Below are 22,535 nucleotides of genomic sequence, written 5' to 3'. Positions count from 1 at the left end.
TGCTCCACCTGTTTAACTCTGATAAATATCCGCGCGGGTTTGCGGCACAGCCGAAATGCCGCGTTTGCGCTTCGAGGCAAGTGTCTGGTTGATCTGGACTGTTCCGCGTTCAAACGCCAGCGCACAGCCCGCGAGATAAAGTATCCAGAGCCGCGCCTTCGGATAACCGACCTCGGCGACAGCCTTGTCGAAATTGGCATGAAGCCGTTCCGCCCACAGGCGGCAGGTGCGCCCATAGTGCTCACGGAGATTTTCCACGTCATGCACCTCGAAGCCATGGCCTTCGAGATTCTCGACGGTCATGCCCAGATGGTCCAGCTCGCCGCCGGGGAAGATATATTTTACCAGCGCCAGATGTTCCGCACTTTTGCGGTTGAAGCTCTTCTTGTTCTTCTTCATCCGGCGGGTGATGGCGTGATGCATATAGAGCCCGCCGGGCCGCAGCAGACGCCGCACCGCGTTGAAATAGGTGTCGTAATTAGCGATGCCGACATGTTCGAACATGCCGATGGAAGAAATCTTGTCGAACTCCTGATCAAGCTCGGTATAAGACTTGATGTGGATGGTGATCTTGTCTTCCAGCCCGGCGGCCTTGATCCTTTGTCGGGCGAGCGCCGTCTGTGCTTCCGACAGTGAAACGCCGGTTCCGATCACGCCGTAATTCTGAACGGCATGGATCAAAAGCGCGCCCCAGCCGCAGCCAATATCCAGAAAGCGGTCGCCCGGTTTCAGGCGCAGCTTGCGGCAGATCAGGTCCAGCTTGTCGTGCTGCGCCTGATCCAGACTGTTCTGCCAGTCGGTGAAATAGGCGCAGGTATAGACCATGCGTTCATCAAGAAACAACTGATAGAACTCGTTCGACACATCGTAGTGATGGGTGATCGCTTCCTTGTTGGAGCCGCTGACGAAGGGCGACTTTCCGTCGATATTCGCCTGGTCCTTCGCCTTTCCGGCAAAGAGCAGTGATGGAATGCCTTTCAGCAACTGCCATTTCGGCAGCGCCTTGATGCGCTCCTTGAGATGACCGTCGATCTTTGTTTCTGCGACATCGAAGATGGTTCCGTTTTCGATATCCACCGCGCCGGAGGTCCAGAGACTGATAAGCGTATCGTAATTCGGCTTCAACACCACCTGACGCACGACCGAGGGGTCCTTGATCGCCAGCGTTGGCCCGTCGAAAGCGCCGATCTGGGTGCCGTCCCACAGTTTGACATTCAACTGCGGTTGAATGGTTTCAACAATGGTCCGAATGGTACGCGCCGCACCGGTCTCTGCTGCCATGCAATGTCTCCCAAGCTCGACATCGATTCGCTACGAAGAATTATCGTAATCTCTCCAATTGGAGAAAGCATCAGGAATACCGATCTGCTTTGCGGCGCGATACAAGTTACCGTGAACGCACAGCTTTTCAGCGTATGGTTTGACCGCGATGAATATCCTGCGGTCGTATTTTGGCAAGTGCCGACACCAGAACACCGGTGATGACAGCCTTGACCAGATCGCCCGGAATGAAGATGGCAAGGAGCTTGACCGCTTCAAGAAAAGGCTTTGCAAGGATCAGCGACATGCCGATAGCGCCGAACAGATAGAGCACCCCGATACAGCCCAGCACCGCGCCGAGAAAGGTGGACACGCCGAGATTGGTGATGGGTGCACGCTCGATGAAAAGGCCGGTCACATAAACCGCCGGTATCCAGCCGAGCAGAAAGCCGACCGTCGGGCCGGCAAAAACGCCGAGACCGCCGCGTCCGACCGCCAGAACCGGCAATCCGATTGCCACCAGAAGAATGACCAGCGCCACAGCGGCAACACCGCGTTTTGGCCCCAGCACAGCACCGGCCAGCATGACGCCAAGATTTTGCGCGGTAATCGGCACGCCGAAGCCGAGCGTAACGGCTGGCAGAAATCCGAGTGCGCAGATCAGCGCTGCAAACAGAGCCACGTGGGCGACATTTCTTTCCATAGGGGAGCCTTTACTTGAGAGTTCCGCCGCGAGCACGCAATGCTTCGGCAACATGATCGGCATCGTCGAGCGCCGCCAGCGACAGCGGCAGCACCAGTTGCCAGCCCGGACGCCTGCGCGACCGGGCGCGCCAGGCTTCAACAAGCTGTCTGGCCCGGACAATCAGCACCGGCGTAAAGCGTATCACCAGCGGGATGGCCGTTTCGAGAATTTTCGTCGGCAGGCCAAGGCGGCGCATAGGCGTGTTTAAGAACCGGAGCAGATGCACGAAATCTTCAAGCGGCGTGGTCATCGTCACCAGATTGGCGAGCGCAATCATCGTGGCCACGCGCACCGTGATCTCCACCCCTTCAAGCGCGGTGTAGAAAGCCAAATGCCAGAGAAAAATCACCGCAACAAAGGGTAGAACCGGCCGCATGGCCTGCAAGCCGGCGCGAAAGAATACGCGCCCCGGGAGGGCGTAGAGCGCGAGACAAAACACCAACGCGCCAAGCTGGAACCAGACCGACTTGACCATGAAAAGCGTCGTTGTGACGATGCAAAGTGCGGCCACCTTGGCCGCCACCGGCCATTGATGCGCGCGTGTTTTAACGGGAGAGGTGAGAGAGATCATCGCTCTTGCCCTGAAGGATCATTTCTTCAACATAACGGGTCAGAACCGTTTGCGCATCCCCGGTTTCCCGGATCTGGCCCTGATCGATCCAGAACACTTCCTCATAACCGTGCAGGTCTTCCGGGTGATGGGAAATGTGCAGAAGGCGCGCCTCGCCGCCATTCAGATAGCGCGCCAGCTGATGCCGTGTCGGAATATCGAGACCGGCAAAAGGTTCATCGAGAATGATCAGCGCCGGGCGCATGGCGACCACCGCCATCATGCAGACCAGATGCTTCTGCCCTTGCGACAGCGACTGGATGGCAGCATCGGCCCAATGGTCCTTGCCGAAATCGGCCAGTACCTTGGTCGCCATCATGCGCGCATCGGCTTTGCTCGCGCCCTGCTGGCGCAGGCCGAATGCAATTTCCTCGATGACGGTTGGAAAGATGATCTGGTGTTCGGGGTTTTGAAACAGGATGCCGACGGTTGAAAGCGCGGCCTTGCGGTCTTCATAAATATCCTGGCCAGCGATACGGATCGCGCCTTCCGTTGGTTTCAGCAGCCCCGCCAGAAGCCGCGCAAGCGTGCTCTTGCCGGAGCCGTTTCTGCCGACAATGCCCATTCTGCGCGCATTGGAGTGAAGCGAAACACCGTGCAGGATTGGCCGCCCGGCTATCGCATAACCGACGCCATTGACAGCAATGAATGGTGCGGATGCGCCATTATCGGGCATGGTTCAACAAATCCTGCTTCGGGTCTTGTTCTGACATTTCTGCAAACCGTTGCAGGCTTTGACCAGAAGCCGGGCCCGATTGCAACCATGCAGACAAGCTACCGCGCTTGAAGCGTAGCGGGACTTGCATGGTCATTCGCCAAACGGGCGTGTTGGTTCATCCAATTTCGCTGTTTCCCGACGCCGGAAAATTGGTTAATGTTTAGTAAATATGCGCCGATCTTGCGGCGACCCAACGCAGTTGGCGTTGGATGGGGGAGAAAATGAAAAATGCACAGCAGTTCAATGAAAAAGGATAATGGGGCAAAAGCGGAATTGCACGCCCACACACCATCGCGAACAAACCGACCATTGAAGCGACCGATCTGGATCGACCGGCTGACCGCATCGGAGCTGACGCTTTTCGCCTGCTCGTGCGCCGTCGGCACGGTGCTGTTGCTCAGTCAGGTACTCCAGTTCTGAGAGCCTGTTCCTGCGGCGCTATGAAAAAGGCGGGACCAATAGATCCCGCCTCTTATTTTATCAGGCTGCCAGAGAAGCCATATCGATTACGAAGCGATAGCGCACGTCGCTTTTCAGAACGCGCTCGTAAGCCTCGTTGATATCCTGAATATTGATCATCTCGATTTCCGAGACGATGTTGTGTTCGCCGCAGAAATCCAGCATTTCCTGGGTTTCCTTGATCGAACCGATCATCGAACCGGCAAGGCTCTTGCGGCCCGGAATGAGCGAGAAGGCATGGACCGGCACCATATGTTCCGGCGCGCCGACATTCACCATGGTTCCATTGACCTTGAGCAGGCCGAGATATGCATTCCAGTCGATGGCGACGCCAACCGTACAGATGATCAGATCGAAACTGCCTGCGAGCTTATCGAAGGTCGAAGCATCGCTGGTGGCGTAATATTCCTTTGCGCCGAGCTTGAGGCCGTCATCCTTTTTCGAAAGCGATTGGCTCAGCACCGTGACATGTGCGCCCATCGCACTGGCCAGCTTGACGCCCATGTGGCCAAGCCCGCCCATGCCGACGATGGCCACGCGCTTTCCCGGGCCGGCATTCCAGTGGCGGAGCGGCGAATAAAGCGTGATGCCGGCGCAAAGCAGCGGGGCCGAGGCATTGAGCGGCAGATTGTCCGGAATGGACAGCACATAGCCTTCCTTGACGACGATCTGGTCGGAATAGCCGCCCTGCGTGCGCGTCTTTCCTTCTGCGTCATCGCAGTTATAGGTCTGAATGAGGCCCGGCAGATATTGTTCGTTATCAACGTCGCGTGTTGCGCAACCAACGCAGGAATCCACGAAGCAGCCGACGCCGACCTTGTCGCCAACCTTGAACTTGGTCACCTTGTCGCCGACAGCCGTGACGACGCCCGCAATTTCATGGCCGGGAACGATTGGATAAACGGCGTTTTTCCATTCGTTGCGAACCGTATGAATGTCGGAATGGCACACACCGCAATACTGGATCGAGATGACCACATCGTCGGCATTGGGTTCACGACGTTCAAATGTGAACGGCACCAGCGGCTGATCCGCATCGGTGGCGGCATAACCTCTTGCAATAGCCATAATAAACTCCGTTTTTCAGGGAAAATTGGGGAAGGATGAGATGATTGACTATGCCGTGAACCTGAGGAAAGAGGGTAGACCGATCCTGCAAGCTTCTTGCATAATCCTGCAAATCTGGCCCGCATGACCTACCCTGTCTCTTGGTTTCGTTTTCCGAACTGGATAAATGAAGACCATGTCGGATCGTTGACAAACCGAGGTGCCCATGAACTTACCCGTCGATGCATATAGGGAGCTGGCTTCGCTCGCCAAGCGCTTCATCGAAACCGATGGCGAGTGCAGAACCGCGATCGACGGCCTCTCCTTGAGCAGGCGTTCGACGCCGAGCGTTCCCTGCCACGGCAGCTATCGCCCGTGTCTCGCCATGGTTCTTCAAGGTTCGAAGTCGCTGCGCCTTGGGTCGGCTACGATCAATTATGCTACGGGAGAATATCTGGTCACCTCGCTTGATCTGCCGGTCACGTGGCGGGTGGTCGAAGCCAGCGCGGAGGCGCCGCATCTTTGCGTTTCACTCGCCATCGACAGTGAAAAACTGGTCGATCTGCTTGGCCGCAGTGATATTCGCAGAAGCATCTCCCAATCGGAAAACCAGTGGGGCATCAGCGTCAACGCTGCACCTGCCGGGCTGGTCGATGCGGTGATCAGGCTCTTGCGCCTTCTCGACAGCCCGGAGGATATTCCGGTCATGGCGCCGCTGATCGAACAGGAAATCCTCTATCGCCTGCTGACCGGCCCCAGCGGCGACCGCCTGATCAATATCGCCACCGTAGACAGCCAGGCCAACCGGATTGCGCGCGCCATCGGATGGTTGCGCCAGCATTTTGCGCTACCCCTGCGCATCGAACAACTGGCCGAATATGTGAATATGAGCCCGTCGTCTTTCCACCACCATTTCAAGTCGATCACAGCCATGACGCCGATTCAGTATCAGAAGCAGCTGCGGCTGAGCGAAGCGCGGCGGCTGATGCTGGTTGAAAGACTGGATGCAGGCACGGCAGGACATCGGGTGGGTTATCAAAGCCCTTCGCAATTCAGCCGCGAATATAGCCGCCTCTACGGCAATCCGCCGGTTCGCGATATCGAGGCGGCATAAGCACACTACAAATTTTGTTCAAACTTCTTCACCATGGGCAGGCTTTGCTTGCTGTTGCTGTCGTATTGCCTATCTATGATCTGGGCGGGATGAGAAATGCATGATGGTGACGATGATGAATACAGGTGCGCAGGGCTTCACACGGCCGGAACGAAGCTTTTCCATTCCGGCCAATGAAGTCGAACGGCTCGAAAGCGTTCGCAGCCTCGTCTCCCTGTCCAGCATCGGCCTGCCAGAACTCGACACGCTTGTCGGTCTCGTCAAGGAGGCTTTTGGCGCGAGCACGTCCGCGCTCAACATCATCGATCAGGACTGGCAACGCGTCGCGGCCAATGCCGGTCAGCATGTGGATAGCTGCCCGCGCGAGATGACCGCCTGCACATTTGTGGTGGAAAGCGGCAAGAGCTTCGTGGTCGAGGATATGGTTGAAGACCGTTTCTTCTGCACCATGCCCTATGTCACCGGCGAACCGCTCTTCCGGTTCTATGCAGGGGCGCCGGTTTCGGTGGATGCGGGCCTGACCGTTGGTTCGCTTTGCATTCTCGACAACAAGCCCCGGCAGATTTCCAAAAGCGAACTGGCCAGGCTGGAAGACTTTGCCAGCATCGCCAGCGGGCTGTTGCGCCTGCAAAAGACCAACAAGTTTCTCAATGACGATTCCATCGCCCTGAAGCGTCTGGCGCTGACTGACCGGCTGACGAAACTCTATAATCGCGGCGCGCTCTATGAGCTGGCGATCCCGATGATCGAAGATGCGCTGAAGCAGGGAAAATCCGTCGGCGCGCTGCTGATCGATCTCGACCGCTTCAAGGCCGTGAACGACACGCATGGACATATTATGGGCGATGCACTGCTGATTGAGGCCGCGCGGCGTCTGCGCTCCACTCTTGGCGCCAGCGATCTGCCGGTCCGGGTTGGCGGCGATGAATTTGCTGTCGTTCTGCCAACGTTAAGCGGCCCAGACGAGATTGAAACCGTTGCAGCAAAGATTGTCGACGCATTCCGCGAACCGTTTATCATTCACGGCATCGTTCTCGATGTTTCCGCCAGCATCGGCGCGGTGGTTGCGCCGCGTGACGGCGTCACCCCACAGGATCTGGCGCGCAATGCCGACATCGCGCTCTATCAGGCCAAGGGCAAGGGACGCAATTGCTACAGCGTCTTTGGTGCAGCAAACTGATCCGAGCCGAGCGAAACTGACAACACCGTAGCCGATCACGCCTGATCGGTTGCGGTGTTTTCGTTATGGTTTTTCTATCCGAAAAACTGGTTTCTTGGGCGCGGTAGTCCGAGATGTTCGCGCAGAGTGGAACCCTCATAATCGCTGCGGAAAATATTGCGCCGCTGCAATTCCGGCACCAGTCTTTCCACCACGTCGTCCAGCCCTTGCGGCACGAACGGAAACACCACCGTAAAGCCGTCGCAACCGGCCTCGTCCAGCCATTGCTGCATCTCGTCGGCGACACTTTCGGGCGTGCCCACAAAAGCCAGACCTGAATAGCCGCCATAGCGCTGCGCAAGCTGGCGAACCGTCAGTTTTTCTTCGCGCGCCAGCTTCAACACCTGTTCCTGGCTCGACTTGCTGGCATTGGTATCGGGCAGTTCAGGCAGATATGAATCTGGATCGAGGCCGGATACATCGTGCCCGATGGCAATCGACAGCGATGCGATGGCGCTGTCGTAATGCACCAGACTATCAAGCTTTGCGCGCTTTTCCTTTGCATCTTCAATCGTGTCACCGATCACGATGAAGGCGGCGGGCAATATTTTGAGGTGGTCCGGATTTCGCCCGGCGGCTACAACGCGGCTCTTCAGATCAGCATAAAGTTTCTTTGCATCCGACAATCCGCGCGGCGCGCAGAAGACAACCTCGGCGGTCTCTGCGGCCAGCTGGCGTCCCGGTTCCGATTGGCCTGCCTGCACAATCACCGGCCAGCCCTGCACCGGGCGCGCAATATTGAGCGGGCCGCGCACATTGAAGTCGTCACCCTTATGGTCGAGAACATGCATACGCGATGGGTCGAAAAAGATGCCGGATTGCTGATCGCGCAAAAATGCGTCATCGGCAAAACTGTCCCACAATCCCGTCACGACATCAAAAAATTCACGCGCGCGCTTGTAGCGCTCGCCATGAACGAGATGCTCTTCCTTGCCGAAATTGAGCGCCGCATCGGGATTGGAGGTCGTGACGATGTTCCATGCCGCCCGCCCCTGACTGATATGGTCGAGCGAGGCAAAACGCCGGGCGATATGGTAAGGCTCATCGAAGGTTGTCGAGGCCGTTGCCGCCAGACCGATCCTATCCGTCACCGCCGCCAGCGCCGACAGTAAGGTGAACGGCTCAAAAGATGTCACGGTGTGGCTGCGCTTCAGCGCCTCTTCCGGCATGTTCAGCACGGCCAGATGATCGGCCATGAAGAAGGCGTCGAATTTGGCGGCCTCGAGTTTCTGCGCAAAAGACTTCAGATGGTGGAAATTGAAATTGGCATCGGGATAGGCTCCCGGATATCGCCACGCGCCAGTGTGCAGGCTGACGGGGCGCATGAAGGCGGTGAGATGCAACTGTCGTGTCATTCGTTCATTCCCGAAGCAGTTTCGAACCTCCAATTTTAAGGGGCTTGATCCCACAACGGAAGCACGGTCCGTTGCCACGGACCGGCGCAATTGCGCAACATTTTGTTATCGGTAGGATCACGTGTAGCAACCGCAACCCTATTGCGCGCGGCGCACCGTTTCCGACGGAAGATAGCCAAAGCGCTGGCGGTAATCGGCGGAGAACAGGCCCATATGATTGAAAGCCCAGGCCATGGCGATGCGCGTAATATCACCGGGCCCGGCATATCCGCGGGCAAGTTCCGCATGCACCTTGTCCAGCCGCATGTTCTTGAACACACCGAGCGGCGTGTTGCCCCGGACACTGCGGAAGGTGCGGTGCAAGGTGCGGGCGCTGGTGCCTGTTGCATCGACAAGCTCCTGCAAGGTCAGCTGCTTGTCGAGATTGTCGAGCATGAATTTTTCGGCGCGCTGGACATAGCTTGGCACCGCGCTCATCAGCGGTCGTGCACGCGGCTGCGTATCGAGCGCCGCCGCAAGTGACGCCATCAGGCTGTCTTCCAGCCGCTCCGACAGACCGCCATGGAAGAAGGCTTCCTTGTCCTTCTCGATCTCGTTCATGACGAAATGCGCCAGATGATAGAAGGCATGGCCGACCGGCGTATCGAATGACACAACCCGCTTGTTATGGGTAAACTGTTCGATGAATTCCTTGCCGCCCAGTATATCGATCTGGGTATCGTTGAGGCTGAAGATCAGCATGCGCGTGGACGGGTGAAACTCAAGGTCGATCGCCGAATGCGCATCGACCAGCTGCGCATTCATGCCCGACTGATACAAAAGCTCGTCGCCGCGCCGGTCGCGCGAAACGAAGATGCCCTGCAACGGAACCTGCAACAAGGTCATATCATTATGCGCGTCCACCTCGATGCGGGCATGGCCGCCGACGCGGATTGCCGTCAGCCCGAAGGGCCGCATGCGCCCGTGGGCGACTTCGGTGCGGTAGGTCCGGCTGGATTTCTTCGAGATGCGGCAAGGCCGGAGCAGCCCGGACATGGTGTCCTGGAACGAATCGATGGACGGCGAAAGCCGGTGCATATAGCTCGTAGTCGGCATCACGATATTCCCCGTATCTCATTTAGAGAGCGTTTTATTTTAAGATTAAACTATCACGCTGCGCCGAGAGCGCAAGCATCGCGAAAATTTTGCCCTAAAGCGTGTTTCTGGCGGTTTCCTGTTAAGCGTGGCGTTTTGGTGATAGACAGCATTGTTCCCGCTTTTATCGTTGGATCCAGGCGCCAGAGAGCAGCCACGAAAAAGGGAACCGCGAATGAAAGCGATTATCGTCGGAGGAGGCATTGGCGGCCTCACAATGGCACTGATGCTGCATGCACGGGGCATTGACTGCCAGATTTTCGAAGCAGCGCCAGAAGTCCGCGAGTTGGGCGTTGGCATCAATGTTCTTCCGCACGCGATCCGTGAACTGGCCGAAATCGGCCTCCTGCCCGCGCTCGACGCTACGGGCATCCGCACCCGTGAGCTGATTTACGCCACACGGCAGGGCCAGGAAATCTGGCGCGAACCCCGCGGCATGGATGCAGGCTATGATGTGCCGCAGTTTTCCATCCATCGCGGCTATTTGCAGAAACTGCTTTATGACGCGGTGATCGAGCGGCTTGGACCAGAAGCCATCGTCGCCAACCAGCGCTGCGTCGGCTATGCCCAGAATGAAGGTTCGGCGACCATTCACTTTGCCGAAGGATCGAAAATCGCATCCGCAACTGCCGATGTCATCATCGGCGCGGACGGTATCCACTCCGTCATCCGGCAGCAGATGTTCCCGAACGAAGCCGGTCTCAAATGGAACGGCGTCATGATGTGGCGCGGCGCGGTGGAAAGCGATCCGTTCCTTGACGGTCGCACCATGATCGTTGCCGGCGGTTTTACCTATAAGCTGGTGCTTTATCCAATTGCCAGAGGCACCACGCCCGGCAAGATTCTCAACAACTGGGTCGTCACCTATCGTCCCGGCGCCGATGGATCGCCCGCGCCGAAACGCGAGGACTGGAGCCGTCGCGGCACGCATGAAGAGCTGATGCCCCATGTCGAAAAGTTCGGCATCAATGTCGTGGACCTCGCCGCTTTGGTGCGCGCCACCGATACATTCTTCGAATATCCGATGTGCGACCGCGACCCCGCCCGCTGGTGGACCGATGGCCGCGTGGCGCTGATCGGCGACGCCGCCCATCCGATGTATCCGGTGGGGTCGAATGGTGCCAGTCAGGCGATCATCGACGCCCGTACGCTGGCTGATCATCTGGCCTCCGCCGAACATGGCCGCGCAGCACTTGCCGCCTATCAGGCCATCCGCCTGCCCGCGACGGCGGAAATCGTCCGGCTTAACAGGCTGGGCGGCCCTGAAGGCGTCATCGATGAGGTCGAACGCCGCGCACCGTCTGGCGTTGCCGATCTGGATGGCGTCATCAGCTTTGCCGAGCGCGAGGCGATCGTTCGCGGCTATGCCGCAAAGGCTGGCTTTTCAACGCAGCAGGTCAACCGGGAAATGACCCGGGCGACCGCCTGAAAACTCACATCTGTAATTATTGTGAAAGGGAATGAGAGTGACTGATCTTCCAGCTGGCGTGACCAAATCCGGCTCCTCCGTGGACGGTGTTGTCTGGCACATCCTGGGCCAGACCTATGTACCCAAGCATGTCTGCGAAAGCTCCATGTCGTGGCATGCAACCTTTCCTCCCGGCACCTTCGTTCCGCCGCATATCCACACCACCCAGGAAGAATTCATCTATGTGCTGGAGGGACGATTCGACCTGCTTCTCGACGGCAAGGAAGCCGTTGCAGAGGCTGGCGATCTCGTCTGCCTGCCGCGCAACGTGTCGCATGGCATTTTCAACAAGACCGAACAGCCGGTGAAGTGCGTTTTCTGGGTTTCGCCCACTGCGAAGCTCTGGGATTTGTTCGTTCGCATCAACAATGTCGGTGATCCTGCCGAAATAGTTCGCGTTGCACCGGCACATGAGGTTGAATTTTTGCCTGCGCCAGCAGAATAATGCATCCGCCCGGCAGAGGTATGGGAGTACATCTGCCGGGTAATAAGCATTTCCAGCATCGGACAATGCGAAAGAATAAGAAAACAAAGCAAAAATCTGCAATCGAGGTGGAACTATGAAAATTTCGACGAAAGCGGCTTTCGCGCTGCTCGCCGCAACCATGCTAACCGGAACCGCGCAGGCCGAAGACGGCAAGATCAAGATCGGTTTGATCTATACGCTCAGCGGACCGTCCGCCCTTTTGGGCGAACAATCCCGCGACGGCTTCCTGCTTGCCATGGAGAAGCTCGGCAACAAGCTCGGCGGCCTCGATGCGGAAATCATCATTCAGGACGATGAACAGAAGCCGGATATCGGCGTCAACAAGGTCCAGCAGATGATCCAGCGCGACAAGGTGGATTTTGTGGTCGGGCCGATTTTCTCCAACGTGCTGAACGCCATCGTCAAGCCTGCGACCGATTCCGGCGCGTTCCTGATCTCGACCAATGCAGGCACATCCAATCTGGCTGGCAAGGATTGCAACGCCAATCTGTTCGTCACCTCCTATCAGAACGACCAGATGCATGAAGTTTCCGGCAAATATGCCGAAAAGCAGAACTACAAGCGCGTTTTCCTGATCGCCCCGAACTATCAGGCGGGCAAGGACGCGCTGGCCGGTTTCAAGCATTCCTACAAGAACGAAGTCGCGCAGGAAATCTATGTGCCGCTCGGCCAGCTCGACTATTCGGCAGAACTGGCGCAGATCGCCGCTGAACAGCCGGATGCGGTCTATGCTTTCCTGCCCGGCGGCATGGGCGTGAATTTCGTCAAGCAATATCGTCAGGCTGGTCTTGAAGGCACGCCGTTCCTCTCCGCTTTCACCGTGGATGAAACGACCCTGCCCGCACAGCAGGACGCAGCGGTTGGCTTCTTCGCCGGTTCGAACTGGGCGCCGGATCTCGATTCCGCACCCGCCAAGGAATTCGCCACGGCCTATGAGGCCAAGTTCAAGCGCGTTCCGGCAACCTATGCCGTGCAGGCCTATGACGCCGCCATGCTGATCGACGCGGCCGTCAAGCAGGTCAACGGCAATATCACCGACAAGGACGCGTTGCGCGCCGCCATGAAAGACGCGAAATTCACCTCGCCACGCGGTGAATTCAGCTTTGGCGACAACCACTTTCCGATCCAGAATTTCTACCTGACCAAAGTCGTCAAGCGCGATGACGGCCAGTTCGCCACGTCCTACGTTGAAACGGTCTTCAACGACTACAAGGACAATTACGCAGCTGAATGCAAGATGTAACCCGGTGGAAGAAGGGCGCTCCGATGAGCCCAGTCTTCTCAATTTCCAAGTCTGAAACAGGTCACGCCAGCCCGTCTGGCGTGAACCGGGCTTCAGTACAACGAGTTCCGGACATCCCCCATGCTCAATCTTTTTCTACTGCAATCCCTTAACGGGATTCAGTTCGGCATTTTGCTCTTTCTCGTCGCCGCCGGGCTGACGCTGATCTTCGGCGTCATGGACCTGATCAATCTGGCGCATGGCGTGCTTTATATGGTCGGCGCTTATCTGACCGCGAGTTTCACTGCCATGACCGGCAGCTTCTTCTACGGTATTTTGATCGCGCTTCCCGTCACGCTTGTCATCGGCATCGTGCTGGAAGTGCTGGTCTTTCGACGATTATATGAACGAAGCCATCTCGATCAGGTTCTGGCGACCTTCGGGCTGATCCTGATCGTGAATGAACTGGTGAAGATCATCTGGGGTGCAGCGCCGCTCAGCGTGCCGATGCCGGAATCGCTCTCCGGTTCCATCCAGCTTTTTGGAAACCTGCGCTATCCCGTCTATCGCCTCCTGATCATCGCGGCTGGCCTTCTCACAGCGGCTGGTCTCTATGTCCTCGTCAATCACACGCGCATCGGCATGCTGCTGCGCGCCGGTGCCACCAATGGCGACATGGTTTCGGCTCTTGGCATCAATATCCGCCGCCTGTTCATGGTGGTGTTCGGATTGGGCGCAATGCTTGCAGGCTTTGCTGGCGGCATGGTCTCGCCCATCCTCTCGGTTGATCCCGGCATGGGCGATTCCATTCTGATCCTCACCTTCGTCGTCATCGTGATTGGCGGCGTCGGCTCCGTGCGTGGCGCTTTTGTTGCGGCCATCACTGTCGGCCTCGTCGATACGCTTGGCCGCACCTTCGGACCGATGCTGCTGCGCAATCTGCTCGACCCCGCCGCAGCCTCGCAAATGGGCCGCACGCTGGTGCCGATGCTCACCTATATTCTGATGGCGGCCGTGCTCTATTTCCGCCCGACTGGGCTCTTCCCGGCACAGGGAGGGACGCGATGAGCGAGATTACCCACAACAGCACCCGCGATACCGCCATGCCGGAAAAGGCAAAGCGCCCGACCTCGCCCTTGCTGGATGCAGGCCCGTGGCTGGTCTTTGCCGCCTTCGCCGTGGTTCCGCTTCTCGCCTCCGTTCTCGGCGACAGTTTCCTCCTCGTAATCGTGACCCGCATCATGATCTTTGCGCTGGCCGCACTTTCGCTCAACTTCATCATGGGTTACGGCGCGCTCGTTTCCTTTGGTCATGCGGCCTATATCGGGATCGGCGCTTATGCAGTCGGCATCCTGTCCAGCTATGGCATTGACGATCTGATCTTGCAGCTGGTCGCGGCCATCATTGTCGCAGCGCTCTTCGCGCTCGTCACGGGCTATATTTCGCTTCGAACCAACGGCGTTTATTTTATCATGATCACGCTGGCCTTTGGTCAGATGGCTTTCTTCTTCATGGTTTCCCTATCGGCCTTTGGCGGCGACGACGGCATGACGCTGTCGACCCGTTCCACGCTGTTCGGCAATACGCTGCTTTCCAGCAATCTGGTGCTGTTCTATTTCGTGCTGGCGCTGCTGGTCGGTGCGTTTCTCACCTTCCGTATGCTGGTGCATTCCCGGTTCGGTCGTGTGTTGCGCGGAACGCGGGATAATCCGGTGCGCATGCGCGCCATCGGCTTCTCGCCCTTCTCGTTTCAGCTCACCGCCTATGTGATTGCCGGTGTGGCGGCGGCGATTGCCGGTGTGCTGCTCGCCAACCAGATCCAGTTCGTTTCACCTGCTTTCATGAGCTGGCAGCGCTCCGGCGAACTGATCGTCATGGTCGTGCTGGGTGGCATGGGCACGCTGATTGGCCCAGTCCTCGGCGCAACCGCCTTCATCGTACTGGAAGAAGTGCTGGCGCATTTCTCCGAGCATTGGAAACTCGGTCTCGGCCTTTTCCTCGTCCTCGTCGTGCTTTTCAGCCGCGACGGTATTGGCGGCTTGATCCGCAAGCTGCGTGGAGGTTCCGATGTCGGATGAACTGCTTCAGGTCCATGACCTGCACAAGAGCTTCGGCGCGCTCAAGGTGACGGACGGCGTCAATCTCACCGTCAAACGCGGCGAAATTCACGCGCTGATCGGCCCGAACGGTGCTGGCAAGACGACGCTGATCCATCAGCTTTCGGGCAATCTGAAAAGTGACCGTGGCTCGGTCGTCTTTGATGGTCGCGACATTTCCGGTCTGGCCATGCCCGCGCGTGTTCACTTGGGCCTTGCGCGCTCCTTTCAGATCACCTCGGTTCTGGAAGGTTTCAGCGTGCTGGACAATGTTGCGCTGGCCGTTCAGGCGCGATCAGGCTCAAGCTTCCGCTTCTTTCGGGCGGCGAGCAAGGAGGCCGAAATCAACGAGCAAGCCATGGCGGCACTTGCCCGCGTGCGGCTGGACGACCGCGCCCATCGCCGGGCCGGAGCGCTGTCGCATGGCGAAAAGCGCCAGCTAGAGATTGCCATCGCGCTTGCCACCAAAGCGCAGATGTTGCTACTCGACGAGCCACTGGCTGGCACCAGCCACGAGGAATCCGTGGTGCTGGTCGAATTGATGCGCTCCCTGCGCCAGACCCACACGCTGGTTTTGATCGAGCATGACATGGATGCCGTTTTCTCGCTGGCTGATCAGGTGAGCGTGCTTGTCTACGGGCGCGTCATCGCATCGGGAACACCCGCCGCCGTACGCTCCGACCCGGACGTACGCGCCGCCTATCTCGGTGAAGAGGAGGCCGCCTGATGCTGAAAGTTGAAGGGCTTCAGAACGCCTATGGCCAGTCCCGCATTCTCTTTGGCATCGATTTTGAAGTCGGCGCGGGAGAGGTCGTTACCATTCTCGGCAGAAACGGCATGGGCAAGACGACAACCATCAAGTCGATCTTCGGCTTGCTGCCGCCCAAGGGCGGCAAGGTCATCGTCAATGGTCATGACGTGACCGGCAAGCCGCCCCATGCGATAGCCCGCGAGGGGCTAGGGCTGGTCCCGGAGGGACGGCAGATATTCCCGACGCTCAGTGTCGAGGAAAACCTACTGGCCACCCGGCGCGCGGATGCGCGCTCCTGCAAATGGTCGCTGGAGAGCATCTACCGGATGTTTCCACGCCTGAAAGAACGACGGCGCAATATGGGCAACCAGCTTTCCGGCGGCGAGCAGCAGATGCTGGCGGTCGGTCGCGCCCTGATGACCAATCCGAAAATGGTTGTGCTGGACGAAGCGACGGAAGGCCTGTCGCCGCTGATGCGCGAAGAAATCTGGTCCTGCCTGCGCAACATCAAGGATGAGGGCGAAGCGATCCTCGTCATCGACAAGAATGTCGATGCGCTGGCGCGCTTTGCCGACCGTCACGTGGTCATCGAGAAAGGCCGTGTGGTGTGGAGCGGCGACAACGCCGCCCTTTTGAACACCCCGGACATCAAGGAACGTTACTTGCACGTTTGACCATGCAATCGAACGCAAATTACTGGCATTACAGGAGACGAGCATGCACCCCAGCGCTCATGTGGACACATTCGTTCTGGATAATCTCCCGGCTGCGGAACTTCTACCGGATATCATCAACCTTGAAGAACTCGGTTACCCGGAACAGCTGAACGCGACCACCGAGCTGGTGGACGCCCATCTGGCAAACGGGAGAGGCGACCGCATCGCCTTGCAGGCACCGGGCGTGCGCTGGACCTATCGCGATCTTGCCGCGATGATCAACAAGATCGCCAATGTGCTGACCGACAAGCTTGGCATGAAACCCGGCAATCGCGTGATGATTCGCTCGGGCAATAACCCGACCAAGATTGCGCTCTATCTGGCGATCATCAAGGCAGGCGGCGTTGTGGTCGCGACCATGCCGCTGTTGCGCGCCCGCGAGCTGGTCCAGATCATCGACAAGGCCGAAATCAGCATTGCCTTTTGCGATCATGCTCTGATCGGCGAAATGCAAAATGCTGTGGCGCAGACAGGTTTCGTCAAAACATTGGTGACATGGGAAGGCAATGCAGGCGGAGAACTTGGCGCATTGCTGGCCGATGCATCCAGCGATTTCGAGGCGGTCGCGACACGCGGCGATGATCCTTGCCTGCTCGGTTTTACATCCGGCACCACTGGCCTGCCGAAGGCGACCATCCATTTCCACCGCGACCTGCTGATCGTTTGTGACTGCTATGCGCATCACATTCTGGACGCGACTGAAGACGACATCTTCATTGGCTCGCCGCCACTGGCTTTCACTTTCGGTCTTGGCGGGCTGGTCCTGTTTCCGTTCCGAATTGGCGCTTCCACAGTGCTTCCGGCAAAGACCGCACCGCATGATCTGGCGCTCGCCATCGGCGAATATAAGCCGACTGTCTGTTTCACCGCGCCGACCGCTTACCGCGCCATGCTTTCGAAAATTGATCAATATGATCTGTCCTCGCTGCGCAAATGTGTTTCAGCCGGTGAGGCCCTCCCGCTCCCCACTTTCGAAGCGTGGAAACGCGCGACCGGGCTTTCGCTGGCGGACGGCATCGGTGCCACGGAAATGCTGCATATCTTCATCTCCGCGCCGGAAAAGGATATTCGCCCCGGCGCGACTGGCAAGCCAATCCCCGGCTATGAAGCGCGCGTGATCGATGACAACGGGCAGGAATGCGCGCCCGGCACGCCCGGACGCCTTGCCGTTCGCGGGCCACTCGGCTGCAAATATCTGGCCGACCCGCGCCAGACCAAATATGTGGAGAATGGCTGGAACATCACCGGCGATACCTATGTCATGGATGAGGACGGCTATTTCTGGTATCAGGCGCGCAATGACGACATGATCGTTTCCGCCGGATACAACATTGCCGGACCGGAGGTCGAGGCCAGCCTGCTCGCGCATCCGGCCGTGGCGGAATGCGGCGTGGTGGCAGCGCCCGATGACGAACGGGGCTGCATCGTAAAAGCCTATGTGGTGCTGAACGAGGGCTATAATGGCGACCAGAACTTGCAGGAAACTCTGCAAAGCCATGTCAAAAGCGAACTCGCGCCTTATAAATATCCGCGCGTGATATGCTGGGTTTCCAGCCTGCCCAAGACGGAATCCGGAAAATTGCAGCGATCCGCCCTGCGTGCGCAGGCGGCTAGCGAAGCCCGCGCCTGACGCGGCTTGCGCATGGATATGCAGGAGAATTCAGTGCTTCACGACTTCGATACCGCCTATGACAATATGAAAGCTATCAGCGATTCCGCCAGCTATCCGCCGCGCTGGACGGAACTGGCCTCCAGCTTTCGCGAAAAAATGCGCGATCAGGGCCGTTTGATACCCGACATTGCCTATGGCGACGGCGCACGCAACCACTACGATCTTTTCCTGCCGGACGGCTCGGCCAAGGGCACCGTTGTTTACGTCCATGGCGGCTATTGGAAGGGGTTGGATAAAAGTTTCTGGTCGCATCTGGCGCAAGGCGCGCTTGCGCGCGGTTATCGCGTGGCCATGCCAAGCTATACGCTCTGCCCCGAAGTGCGGATTTCCGGCATCACGCTGGAAATCGGTCGCTTCCTCGACCATCTGGCGCAGGAAGTGGACGGCGACATTGCCTTGACCGGCCATTCCGCAGGCGGCCATCTGGTCAGCCGCATGGCCTGCGAAAACGCGCCCATAGCCGCCGCAACGGCTGAGCGGATCAAAGGTGTCCTTTCCATCAGCGGGCTGCATGATCTGCGCCCGCTGCTCAAGACCGCAATGAACGATATTTTCCATATGGATGCCGCGGAAGCTGTCGCGGAAAGCGCCGCTCTCCAGCGCCCGCGTACGGACATCGCCGTGCATTGCTGTGTCGGCGGCGACGAGCTGATGGAATTCAGGCGGCAAAATGCGCTGCTGGCAAACATCTGGTACGGATTGGGGATCGAGACCAGCGCCTGGGAAATCGACGGCACGCATCATTGCAATGTGATCGATACGCTTTGCGATCCCGAAAGCCGCGCCGTCCAATTTCTCTGCCCCTGACACCAACCTGCGATCCGACGGCCAAACCGGCGGTGTTTTCAGAGATCTGGGCGGGAAGGTCGATGCGATTGTCGTTTCAGGCTCGCTTTTCACTGGCATCTTTCCGCAACCGATATTAACACCGATGAGAGCGCCTTGTTGCGCCTGATGCCAAAATGCATCCGGCGCATGACTGTTGCAACCATGATCTATGACGAGGGAATTCATGGAGGAACGCTTCTCAGGTACGGTTCTGGCTTCCGAGCATCAGGAGGATAACCCCGCCCGTTCGCTGGGCGAGATCGGCCTGAACAGCTTTGCGCCCTACCTGATGAACCGTCTAATGGCGCGCTATAATGCCAATCTCGCGGAATCGCTCAAAGATCGCCAGATCTCGACGGTGAAATTGCGAACGCTGGCGGTTTTGAGCGTCACGCCTTCCGCGACGATCAACGAACTGGCGGTCTTTACCGTTACCGAGCAATCCACGATGAGCCGCACACTGGATTCGCTTGAAGAGCAGGGTTACATCCGCCGACAGGCCCGCGCCGAAGACATGCGCATCCGTGACATCTCGCTGACGGAAGAAGGCCGAAACGTCTTCAATGAAGCCTGGCCCGCGATGTACGACCTGCTGCTGCAATTGTTCGAAGGCATCGATGAGGACGAACATCGCGCCTTTGTCGGCACTTTGCAGAAAATGCTGCGAAACATCCGTAAAAACGAAGTTTGATGCCGGCCCGCCCTGGGCGAACCGGCATTTCAGACGATCAATCCGTCGAACGCGACGGGATCAGCGCGGTTGCCACTGCGGCCAGAGCGGCGACGATGGCAAAGATGTAGAAGTTCCACTGCGGACCGACATTGAGGCTGGCGATCAGTCCACCGAGAAGCGGGCCCGACAGGGCGCCGATACGGGAAAAGCTCAATGCCCAGCCGGTACCGGCCGACCGGATCGAGGAATCGAGGCGCTGGGCCAGGAAGCCGGTGAGAACCAGCGACGCGGAAACGGTTCCGAAACCGGCAATGGCCACGAACACATAATTCATCAGCAACGAACCCTTGAAGGCAAGCGCCACAATGCCGAGCGCACCCAGCGCATAGGAACAGGCGACCGTGCGGCGCACACCGAAGCGATCCGCCCAAGTGCCAAGCACAATACCGCCGATTGCCGAGCTGAGACTGAAGACTGCGAGGAACAGCAGGCTGTTGCCGAGGTCGTAACCGTTCTTGCGCATGATCTGCGGCAGCCATTGTGCGAGGCCATAAACCAGCAGCAGACCCATGAAGAGCGCGATCCAGAAGCAGGCGGTTTCGAACGCCTTTTTCGGGGAGAAGATTTCACCGAACACCGTGCGCCAGCCAACCTTGCCATGCTTGCGGACAATCGCCGCCGGAACGCCGACGCCCATGCGTACCGCCGTCTTGCGGGCCGCATCGTGCTTGCCGCGCTGGACTAGCGATTCCACGCTTTCAGGCAGGAATGCGAGGAAGATCGGGACAAACAGCAGCGGGATGGCGCCGATCAGCACGATGGTGCGCCAGCCATGCGCTTCAAGAAAACCGCGACCGCACAAGGCTGCGGCAAGCAATCCCATTGAATAGCCCGAATACATGAGACCGTAGTTGAAGCTCTTCTTCTTGATCGGGGAATATTCCACTGTCAGCGCGGCTGCGACCGGAATAATCCCGCCAAGACCGATGCCCGAAATGAACCGGCTCAATCCGAAGATGAACGGGGACGGCGCCATGGCGCTGACGATCATGCACAGCGAAAACAGGGTGATGCAGGCGATGAACAGCGGTTTGCGTCCATGAAGCTCGCTCAACGTACCAGCAAGAATGCCGCCGATCAGCATGCCGATCACCGTGTAACTGCCGATGGCGCCAAGCTCTATCGGCGTTAGTTGCCAGACCGGATCGACCGACAAGGCGGGCAGAATGGCCCCGATGACACCGACATCATAGCCTTCCGCGAAAATCGCGAGCCAGCACAGGCCGACGACGAGCAGGCTTTTGCCTGCCGATATTTCCTTTCCGGCAACAGCCGGCGCGTCTATGCTCTGGGCTTGAGACATAGCTTTCCCCTTTTATTTTGAATTGGAGAGGCGCGCTCTTTGTCAGAGCGTCGCGATTGTCTTCAGCGCGCCATCGAGCGCGATGCCCTGTTCGTCCAGCAGGGCGGCTTGCCGCAGACGCCGGAGCCAGGCCGCGCCGTCGTCCCGCTCAGTCAGAACAGGCAAGGCGGATAGGACACGGTCAAATTTCGACAGGCCACGCGAATGCGTATCGGAGTAGCCCTTGACCAGACGACGGCAACCAAGAACCTCGACCGCGAGATCATAGTTCTTGGGCAAGACAGCCAGCGCCTGTGCCAGCCAGGCTTCACGATGTTCGACCTCACGCTGATGGCGCAGGCTGCCGCGCCGGAAACGACGCAGGCCCGAAACGACATAAAGCCCGGTGAACCAGAACAGCGTTCCCGTGTTTACCCGGCGACCCTTGCTGACACGCTTGTCGAGCCATGCGAAGAGTTTGGGGCGATTTTCAATCCATGCGCCGATGCCTTTCGGCAAGGTGCCGCACACTTCTTCCATGCGCGGGTGCATATATTCGGTCGTATAGGCGATCTGGTCCTTCTTGAGGCCGATTTCCTTGCGCACCCGCTCGAACCGCGAGCCGCGCACCTTGATATCCGCCACCCGGACCACATCGTCATAAGCCATGGCGACAGCGACATATTTTGCCGCCTGTTCGGTGAAGGCAAAACCATGCGCCGCACCGCCATTATCGCGATCGGCCTTGAGCAAGGCGGCGCAGCGGGTCAAATATTCATCCGCATAGGCCGGGTCCTGAAACTCGGTCAGTTTCTTGATGCCTGCGAAAAACATCGGATGGCATTCACCCGGAAACTCGCTGCGAATGCGCTGGATAAGCCTATCCAGCGCTGGATGATCGGACCGTTCGGGCAGAGGGTCGAGCCGCTTTGCGGGCGTTGCCGCTAGCTTGTCATTCGCGCCGCCAAGCGCGCGCTGATAGGCAGCTTCAAAAGCTCTGAGACTGGCCTCTATGCCTTTGCCGCCAGACTTGATCGTCGTTTCAAAGGCGGCTTTGTCGAAGGGCAAAGCGCCGGAAGCGGCAAGCGCGCCGAACAGAGCTGAAGACACCACGCTGCCGCTTTTCGTTGCCAGCGCTTCCATGTCAAAGGCGATGGTCTTGCGCGCGGCAAAGGCTGTTGCGTCCTCGACGACCACCGGATTGCCGATGCCATCGCCCGGCTTTTCCTTTTCGCCCACCGCAAAGGAGCGATGGGTGGAGGTGATCAGCAAGGTCTTGTCTGGCGTCACGAGACCGCGCAGAACCGAGCGCCCCGCTTCCATCAGTTCAGCCGCAATGACGATATCGACGTCGCCCGGCGTCGGCATCAGCGACAGGATCGGATGCGCCCCTTCGCGGGCCCGCAACAGTTCGAGATAATAGATCGTCGCACCGGTTCTCTGCGCCACGCCGGGCACGGAAGTTGTCTGCGCGACCCAGCCATTGGTTTCCGCCAGCGCAACGACCCAGTCGGCCAGAACGCCGCCGCCCTGACCACCCATGGCGAGGATGGCAATTGACAGTGGTTTGTCCTGCGAAAGAAGAGCGGACGGCGATGCATTCAGTGTGGCCATGGCCT

The 22,535-nt window shown here is 58.4% G+C and carries 22 protein-coding genes; 13 read left to right on the top strand and 9 right to left on the bottom strand.

What is annotated here, in order from left to right; genetic code table 11:
• Positions 1–12: 12 nt before the first annotated feature.
• From FIC94_RS09145 to FIC94_RS09130, 4 genes are all read right to left on the bottom strand, one after another.
• Complete coding sequence (locus FIC94_RS09145; RefSeq protein WP_140024649.1) at positions 13–1,281, bottom strand: SAM-dependent methyltransferase; 1,269 nt, start codon at positions 1,279–1,281, stop codon at positions 13–15.
• A 127-nt stretch (positions 1,282–1,408) separates the two neighbouring features.
• Entirely contained in the window at positions 1,409–1,963 is a 555-nt protein-coding gene (locus FIC94_RS09140; RefSeq protein WP_109366857.1) for a biotin transporter BioY, read from the bottom strand.
• A 10-nt stretch (positions 1,964–1,973) separates the two neighbouring features.
• Positions 1,974–2,576: an energy-coupling factor transporter transmembrane component T family protein gene (locus FIC94_RS09135; RefSeq protein WP_140024648.1), complete on the bottom strand. Its 603-nt coding sequence runs from the start codon at positions 2,574–2,576 to the stop codon at positions 1,974–1,976.
• Positions 2,551–3,291, bottom strand: a complete 741-nt coding sequence (locus tag FIC94_RS09130) for an energy-coupling factor ABC transporter ATP-binding protein (protein WP_140024647.1) — start codon at positions 3,289–3,291, stop codon at positions 2,551–2,553. The genes FIC94_RS09135 and FIC94_RS09130 overlap by 26 nt, the downstream gene beginning before the upstream one ends.
• 270 nt (positions 3,292–3,561) lie before the next feature.
• Between FIC94_RS09130 and FIC94_RS09125 the strand changes: the two genes are divergently transcribed.
• Positions 3,562–3,753: a hypothetical protein gene (locus FIC94_RS09125; RefSeq protein ID WP_140024646.1), complete on the top strand. Its 192-nt coding sequence runs from the start codon at positions 3,562–3,564 to the stop codon at positions 3,751–3,753.
• Between the two features lie 60 nt (positions 3,754–3,813).
• Here FIC94_RS09125 and FIC94_RS09120 read toward each other — a convergent pair whose 3' ends face one another.
• Positions 3,814–4,860: an NAD(P)-dependent alcohol dehydrogenase gene (locus FIC94_RS09120; protein WP_140024645.1), complete on the bottom strand. Its 1,047-nt coding sequence runs from the start codon at positions 4,858–4,860 to the stop codon at positions 3,814–3,816.
• A gap of 205 nt (positions 4,861–5,065) precedes the next feature.
• Between FIC94_RS09120 and FIC94_RS09115 the strand changes: the two genes are divergently transcribed.
• On the top strand, positions 5,066–5,953 hold the full coding sequence (locus tag FIC94_RS09115; protein WP_140024644.1) for an AraC family transcriptional regulator: 888 nt from the start codon (positions 5,066–5,068) through the stop codon (positions 5,951–5,953).
• A 100-nt stretch (positions 5,954–6,053) separates the two neighbouring features.
• On the top strand, positions 6,054–7,133 hold the full coding sequence (locus tag FIC94_RS09110) for a sensor domain-containing diguanylate cyclase (RefSeq protein WP_140024643.1): 1,080 nt from the start codon (positions 6,054–6,056) through the stop codon (positions 7,131–7,133).
• Between the two features lie 74 nt (positions 7,134–7,207).
• On the opposite strand, the gene FIC94_RS09105 is transcribed toward FIC94_RS09110, so the two are convergent.
• Positions 7,208–8,527: an LLM class flavin-dependent oxidoreductase gene (locus FIC94_RS09105; protein ID WP_140024642.1), complete on the bottom strand. Its 1,320-nt coding sequence runs from the start codon at positions 8,525–8,527 to the stop codon at positions 7,208–7,210.
• Positions 8,528–8,665: 138 nt separating this feature from the next.
• Positions 8,666–9,622: an AraC family transcriptional regulator gene (locus tag FIC94_RS09100; protein ID WP_109366850.1), complete on the bottom strand. Its 957-nt coding sequence runs from the start codon at positions 9,620–9,622 to the stop codon at positions 8,666–8,668.
• Between the two features lie 214 nt (positions 9,623–9,836).
• Here FIC94_RS09100 and FIC94_RS09095 point away from each other — a divergent pair, with 214 nt between their 5' ends.
• The 10 genes from FIC94_RS09095 (at position 9,837) to FIC94_RS09050 (ending at position 19,592) form a co-directional block, all read left to right on the top strand.
• A complete protein-coding gene (locus FIC94_RS09095; RefSeq protein ID WP_109366849.1) occupies positions 9,837–11,090 on the top strand; it encodes a flavin-dependent oxidoreductase in 1,254 nt (417 codons plus the stop codon).
• 37 nt (positions 11,091–11,127) lie between these two features.
• A complete protein-coding gene (locus FIC94_RS09090) occupies positions 11,128–11,574 on the top strand; it encodes a cupin domain-containing protein (protein ID WP_109367937.1) in 447 nt (148 codons plus the stop codon).
• Positions 11,575–11,689: 115 nt separating this feature from the next.
• Entirely contained in the window at positions 11,690–12,859 is a 1,170-nt protein-coding gene (locus FIC94_RS09085; protein WP_140024641.1) for an ABC transporter substrate-binding protein, read from the top strand.
• A gap of 120 nt (positions 12,860–12,979) precedes the next feature.
• Positions 12,980–13,906 carry a branched-chain amino acid ABC transporter permease gene (locus FIC94_RS09080; protein WP_140024640.1) on the top strand — a complete coding sequence of 309 codons (927 nt, stop codon included), beginning with the start codon at positions 12,980–12,982 and terminating at the stop codon, positions 13,904–13,906.
• On the top strand, positions 13,903–14,916 hold the full coding sequence (locus tag FIC94_RS09075; RefSeq protein ID WP_140024639.1) for a branched-chain amino acid ABC transporter permease: 1,014 nt from the start codon (positions 13,903–13,905) through the stop codon (positions 14,914–14,916). Before FIC94_RS09080 ends, FIC94_RS09075 begins: the two co-directional genes overlap by 4 nt.
• Positions 14,906–15,661, top strand: a complete 756-nt coding sequence (locus FIC94_RS09070) for an ABC transporter ATP-binding protein (protein WP_109366845.1) — start codon at positions 14,906–14,908, stop codon at positions 15,659–15,661. The genes FIC94_RS09075 and FIC94_RS09070 overlap by 11 nt, the downstream gene beginning before the upstream one ends.
• On the top strand, positions 15,661–16,359 hold the full coding sequence (locus FIC94_RS09065; RefSeq protein WP_109366844.1) for an ABC transporter ATP-binding protein: 699 nt from the start codon (positions 15,661–15,663) through the stop codon (positions 16,357–16,359). Before FIC94_RS09070 ends, FIC94_RS09065 begins: the two co-directional genes overlap by 1 nt.
• A 43-nt stretch (positions 16,360–16,402) precedes the next feature.
• Positions 16,403–18,031 (top strand): benzoate-CoA ligase family protein, encoded by a 1,629-nt coding sequence (locus FIC94_RS09060; RefSeq protein WP_140024638.1) that lies wholly within the window; start codon positions 16,403–16,405, stop codon positions 18,029–18,031.
• Positions 18,032–18,064: 33 nt separating this feature from the next.
• On the top strand, positions 18,065–18,880 hold the full coding sequence (locus tag FIC94_RS09055) for a hormone-sensitive lipase (protein WP_140024637.1): 816 nt from the start codon (positions 18,065–18,067) through the stop codon (positions 18,878–18,880).
• Positions 18,881–19,085: 205 nt separating this feature from the next.
• Positions 19,086–19,592 carry a MarR family winged helix-turn-helix transcriptional regulator gene (locus FIC94_RS09050; RefSeq protein WP_140024636.1) on the top strand — a complete coding sequence of 169 codons (507 nt, stop codon included), beginning with the start codon at positions 19,086–19,088 and terminating at the stop codon, positions 19,590–19,592.
• Between the two features lie 37 nt (positions 19,593–19,629).
• On the opposite strand, the gene FIC94_RS09045 is transcribed toward FIC94_RS09050, so the two are convergent.
• On the bottom strand, positions 19,630–20,937 hold the full coding sequence (locus FIC94_RS09045) for an MFS transporter (protein ID WP_140024635.1): 1,308 nt from the start codon (positions 20,935–20,937) through the stop codon (positions 19,630–19,632).
• Between the two features lie 42 nt (positions 20,938–20,979).
• Positions 20,980–22,530, bottom strand: a complete 1,551-nt coding sequence (locus FIC94_RS09040) for an indolepyruvate oxidoreductase subunit beta family protein (protein WP_140024634.1) — start codon at positions 22,528–22,530, stop codon at positions 20,980–20,982.
• Positions 22,531–22,535 lie beyond the last annotated feature (5 nt).

This window comes from Ochrobactrum teleogrylli, from assembly GCF_006376685.1.
In the GTDB taxonomy this organism is placed as follows: domain Bacteria; phylum Pseudomonadota; class Alphaproteobacteria; order Rhizobiales; family Rhizobiaceae; genus Brucella; species Brucella teleogrylli.
The sequence above is the reverse complement of the archived record's forward strand: the minus strand, read 5'-3'. Positions and strand labels throughout refer to the sequence as shown.

Excerpts from the sequence above, each read along its gene's own strand:
- FIC94_RS09145 (WP_140024649.1), bottom strand. The coding sequence starts at position 1,281 with ATGGCAGCAGAGACCGGTGCGGCGCGTACCATTCGGACCATTGTTGAA.
- FIC94_RS09140 (WP_109366857.1), bottom strand. The coding sequence starts at position 1,963 with ATGGAAAGAAATGTCGCCCACGTGGCTCTGTTTGCAGCGCTGATCTGC.
- FIC94_RS09135 (WP_140024648.1), bottom strand. The coding sequence starts at position 2,576 with ATGATCTCTCTCACCTCTCCCGTTAAAACACGCGCGCATCAATGGCCG.
- FIC94_RS09130 (WP_140024647.1), bottom strand. The coding sequence starts at position 3,291 with ATGCCCGATAATGGCGCATCCGCACCATTCATTGCTGTCAATGGCGTC.
- FIC94_RS09125 (WP_140024646.1), top strand. The coding sequence starts at position 3,562 with ATGCACAGCAGTTCAATGAAAAAGGATAATGGGGCAAAAGCGGAATTG.
- FIC94_RS09120 (WP_140024645.1), bottom strand. The coding sequence starts at position 4,860 with ATGGCTATTGCAAGAGGTTATGCCGCCACCGATGCGGATCAGCCGCTG.
- FIC94_RS09115 (WP_140024644.1), top strand. The coding sequence starts at position 5,066 with ATGAACTTACCCGTCGATGCATATAGGGAGCTGGCTTCGCTCGCCAAG.
- FIC94_RS09110 (WP_140024643.1), top strand. The coding sequence starts at position 6,054 with ATGATGGTGACGATGATGAATACAGGTGCGCAGGGCTTCACACGGCCG.
- FIC94_RS09105 (WP_140024642.1), bottom strand. The coding sequence starts at position 8,527 with ATGACACGACAGTTGCATCTCACCGCCTTCATGCGCCCCGTCAGCCTG.
- FIC94_RS09100 (WP_109366850.1), bottom strand. The coding sequence starts at position 9,622 with ATGCCGACTACGAGCTATATGCACCGGCTTTCGCCGTCCATCGATTCG.
- FIC94_RS09095 (WP_109366849.1), top strand. The coding sequence starts at position 9,837 with ATGAAAGCGATTATCGTCGGAGGAGGCATTGGCGGCCTCACAATGGCA.
- FIC94_RS09085 (WP_140024641.1), top strand. The coding sequence starts at position 11,690 with ATGAAAATTTCGACGAAAGCGGCTTTCGCGCTGCTCGCCGCAACCATG.
- FIC94_RS09080 (WP_140024640.1), top strand. The coding sequence starts at position 12,980 with ATGCTCAATCTTTTTCTACTGCAATCCCTTAACGGGATTCAGTTCGGC.
- FIC94_RS09075 (WP_140024639.1), top strand. The coding sequence starts at position 13,903 with ATGAGCGAGATTACCCACAACAGCACCCGCGATACCGCCATGCCGGAA.
- FIC94_RS09070 (WP_109366845.1), top strand. The coding sequence starts at position 14,906 with ATGTCGGATGAACTGCTTCAGGTCCATGACCTGCACAAGAGCTTCGGC.
- FIC94_RS09065 (WP_109366844.1), top strand. The coding sequence starts at position 15,661 with ATGCTGAAAGTTGAAGGGCTTCAGAACGCCTATGGCCAGTCCCGCATT.
- FIC94_RS09060 (WP_140024638.1), top strand. The coding sequence starts at position 16,403 with ATGCACCCCAGCGCTCATGTGGACACATTCGTTCTGGATAATCTCCCG.
- FIC94_RS09050 (WP_140024636.1), top strand. The coding sequence starts at position 19,086 with ATGGAGGAACGCTTCTCAGGTACGGTTCTGGCTTCCGAGCATCAGGAG.
- FIC94_RS09045 (WP_140024635.1), bottom strand. The coding sequence starts at position 20,937 with ATGTCTCAAGCCCAGAGCATAGACGCGCCGGCTGTTGCCGGAAAGGAA.
- FIC94_RS09040 (WP_140024634.1), bottom strand. The coding sequence starts at position 22,530 with ATGGCCACACTGAATGCATCGCCGTCCGCTCTTCTTTCGCAGGACAAA.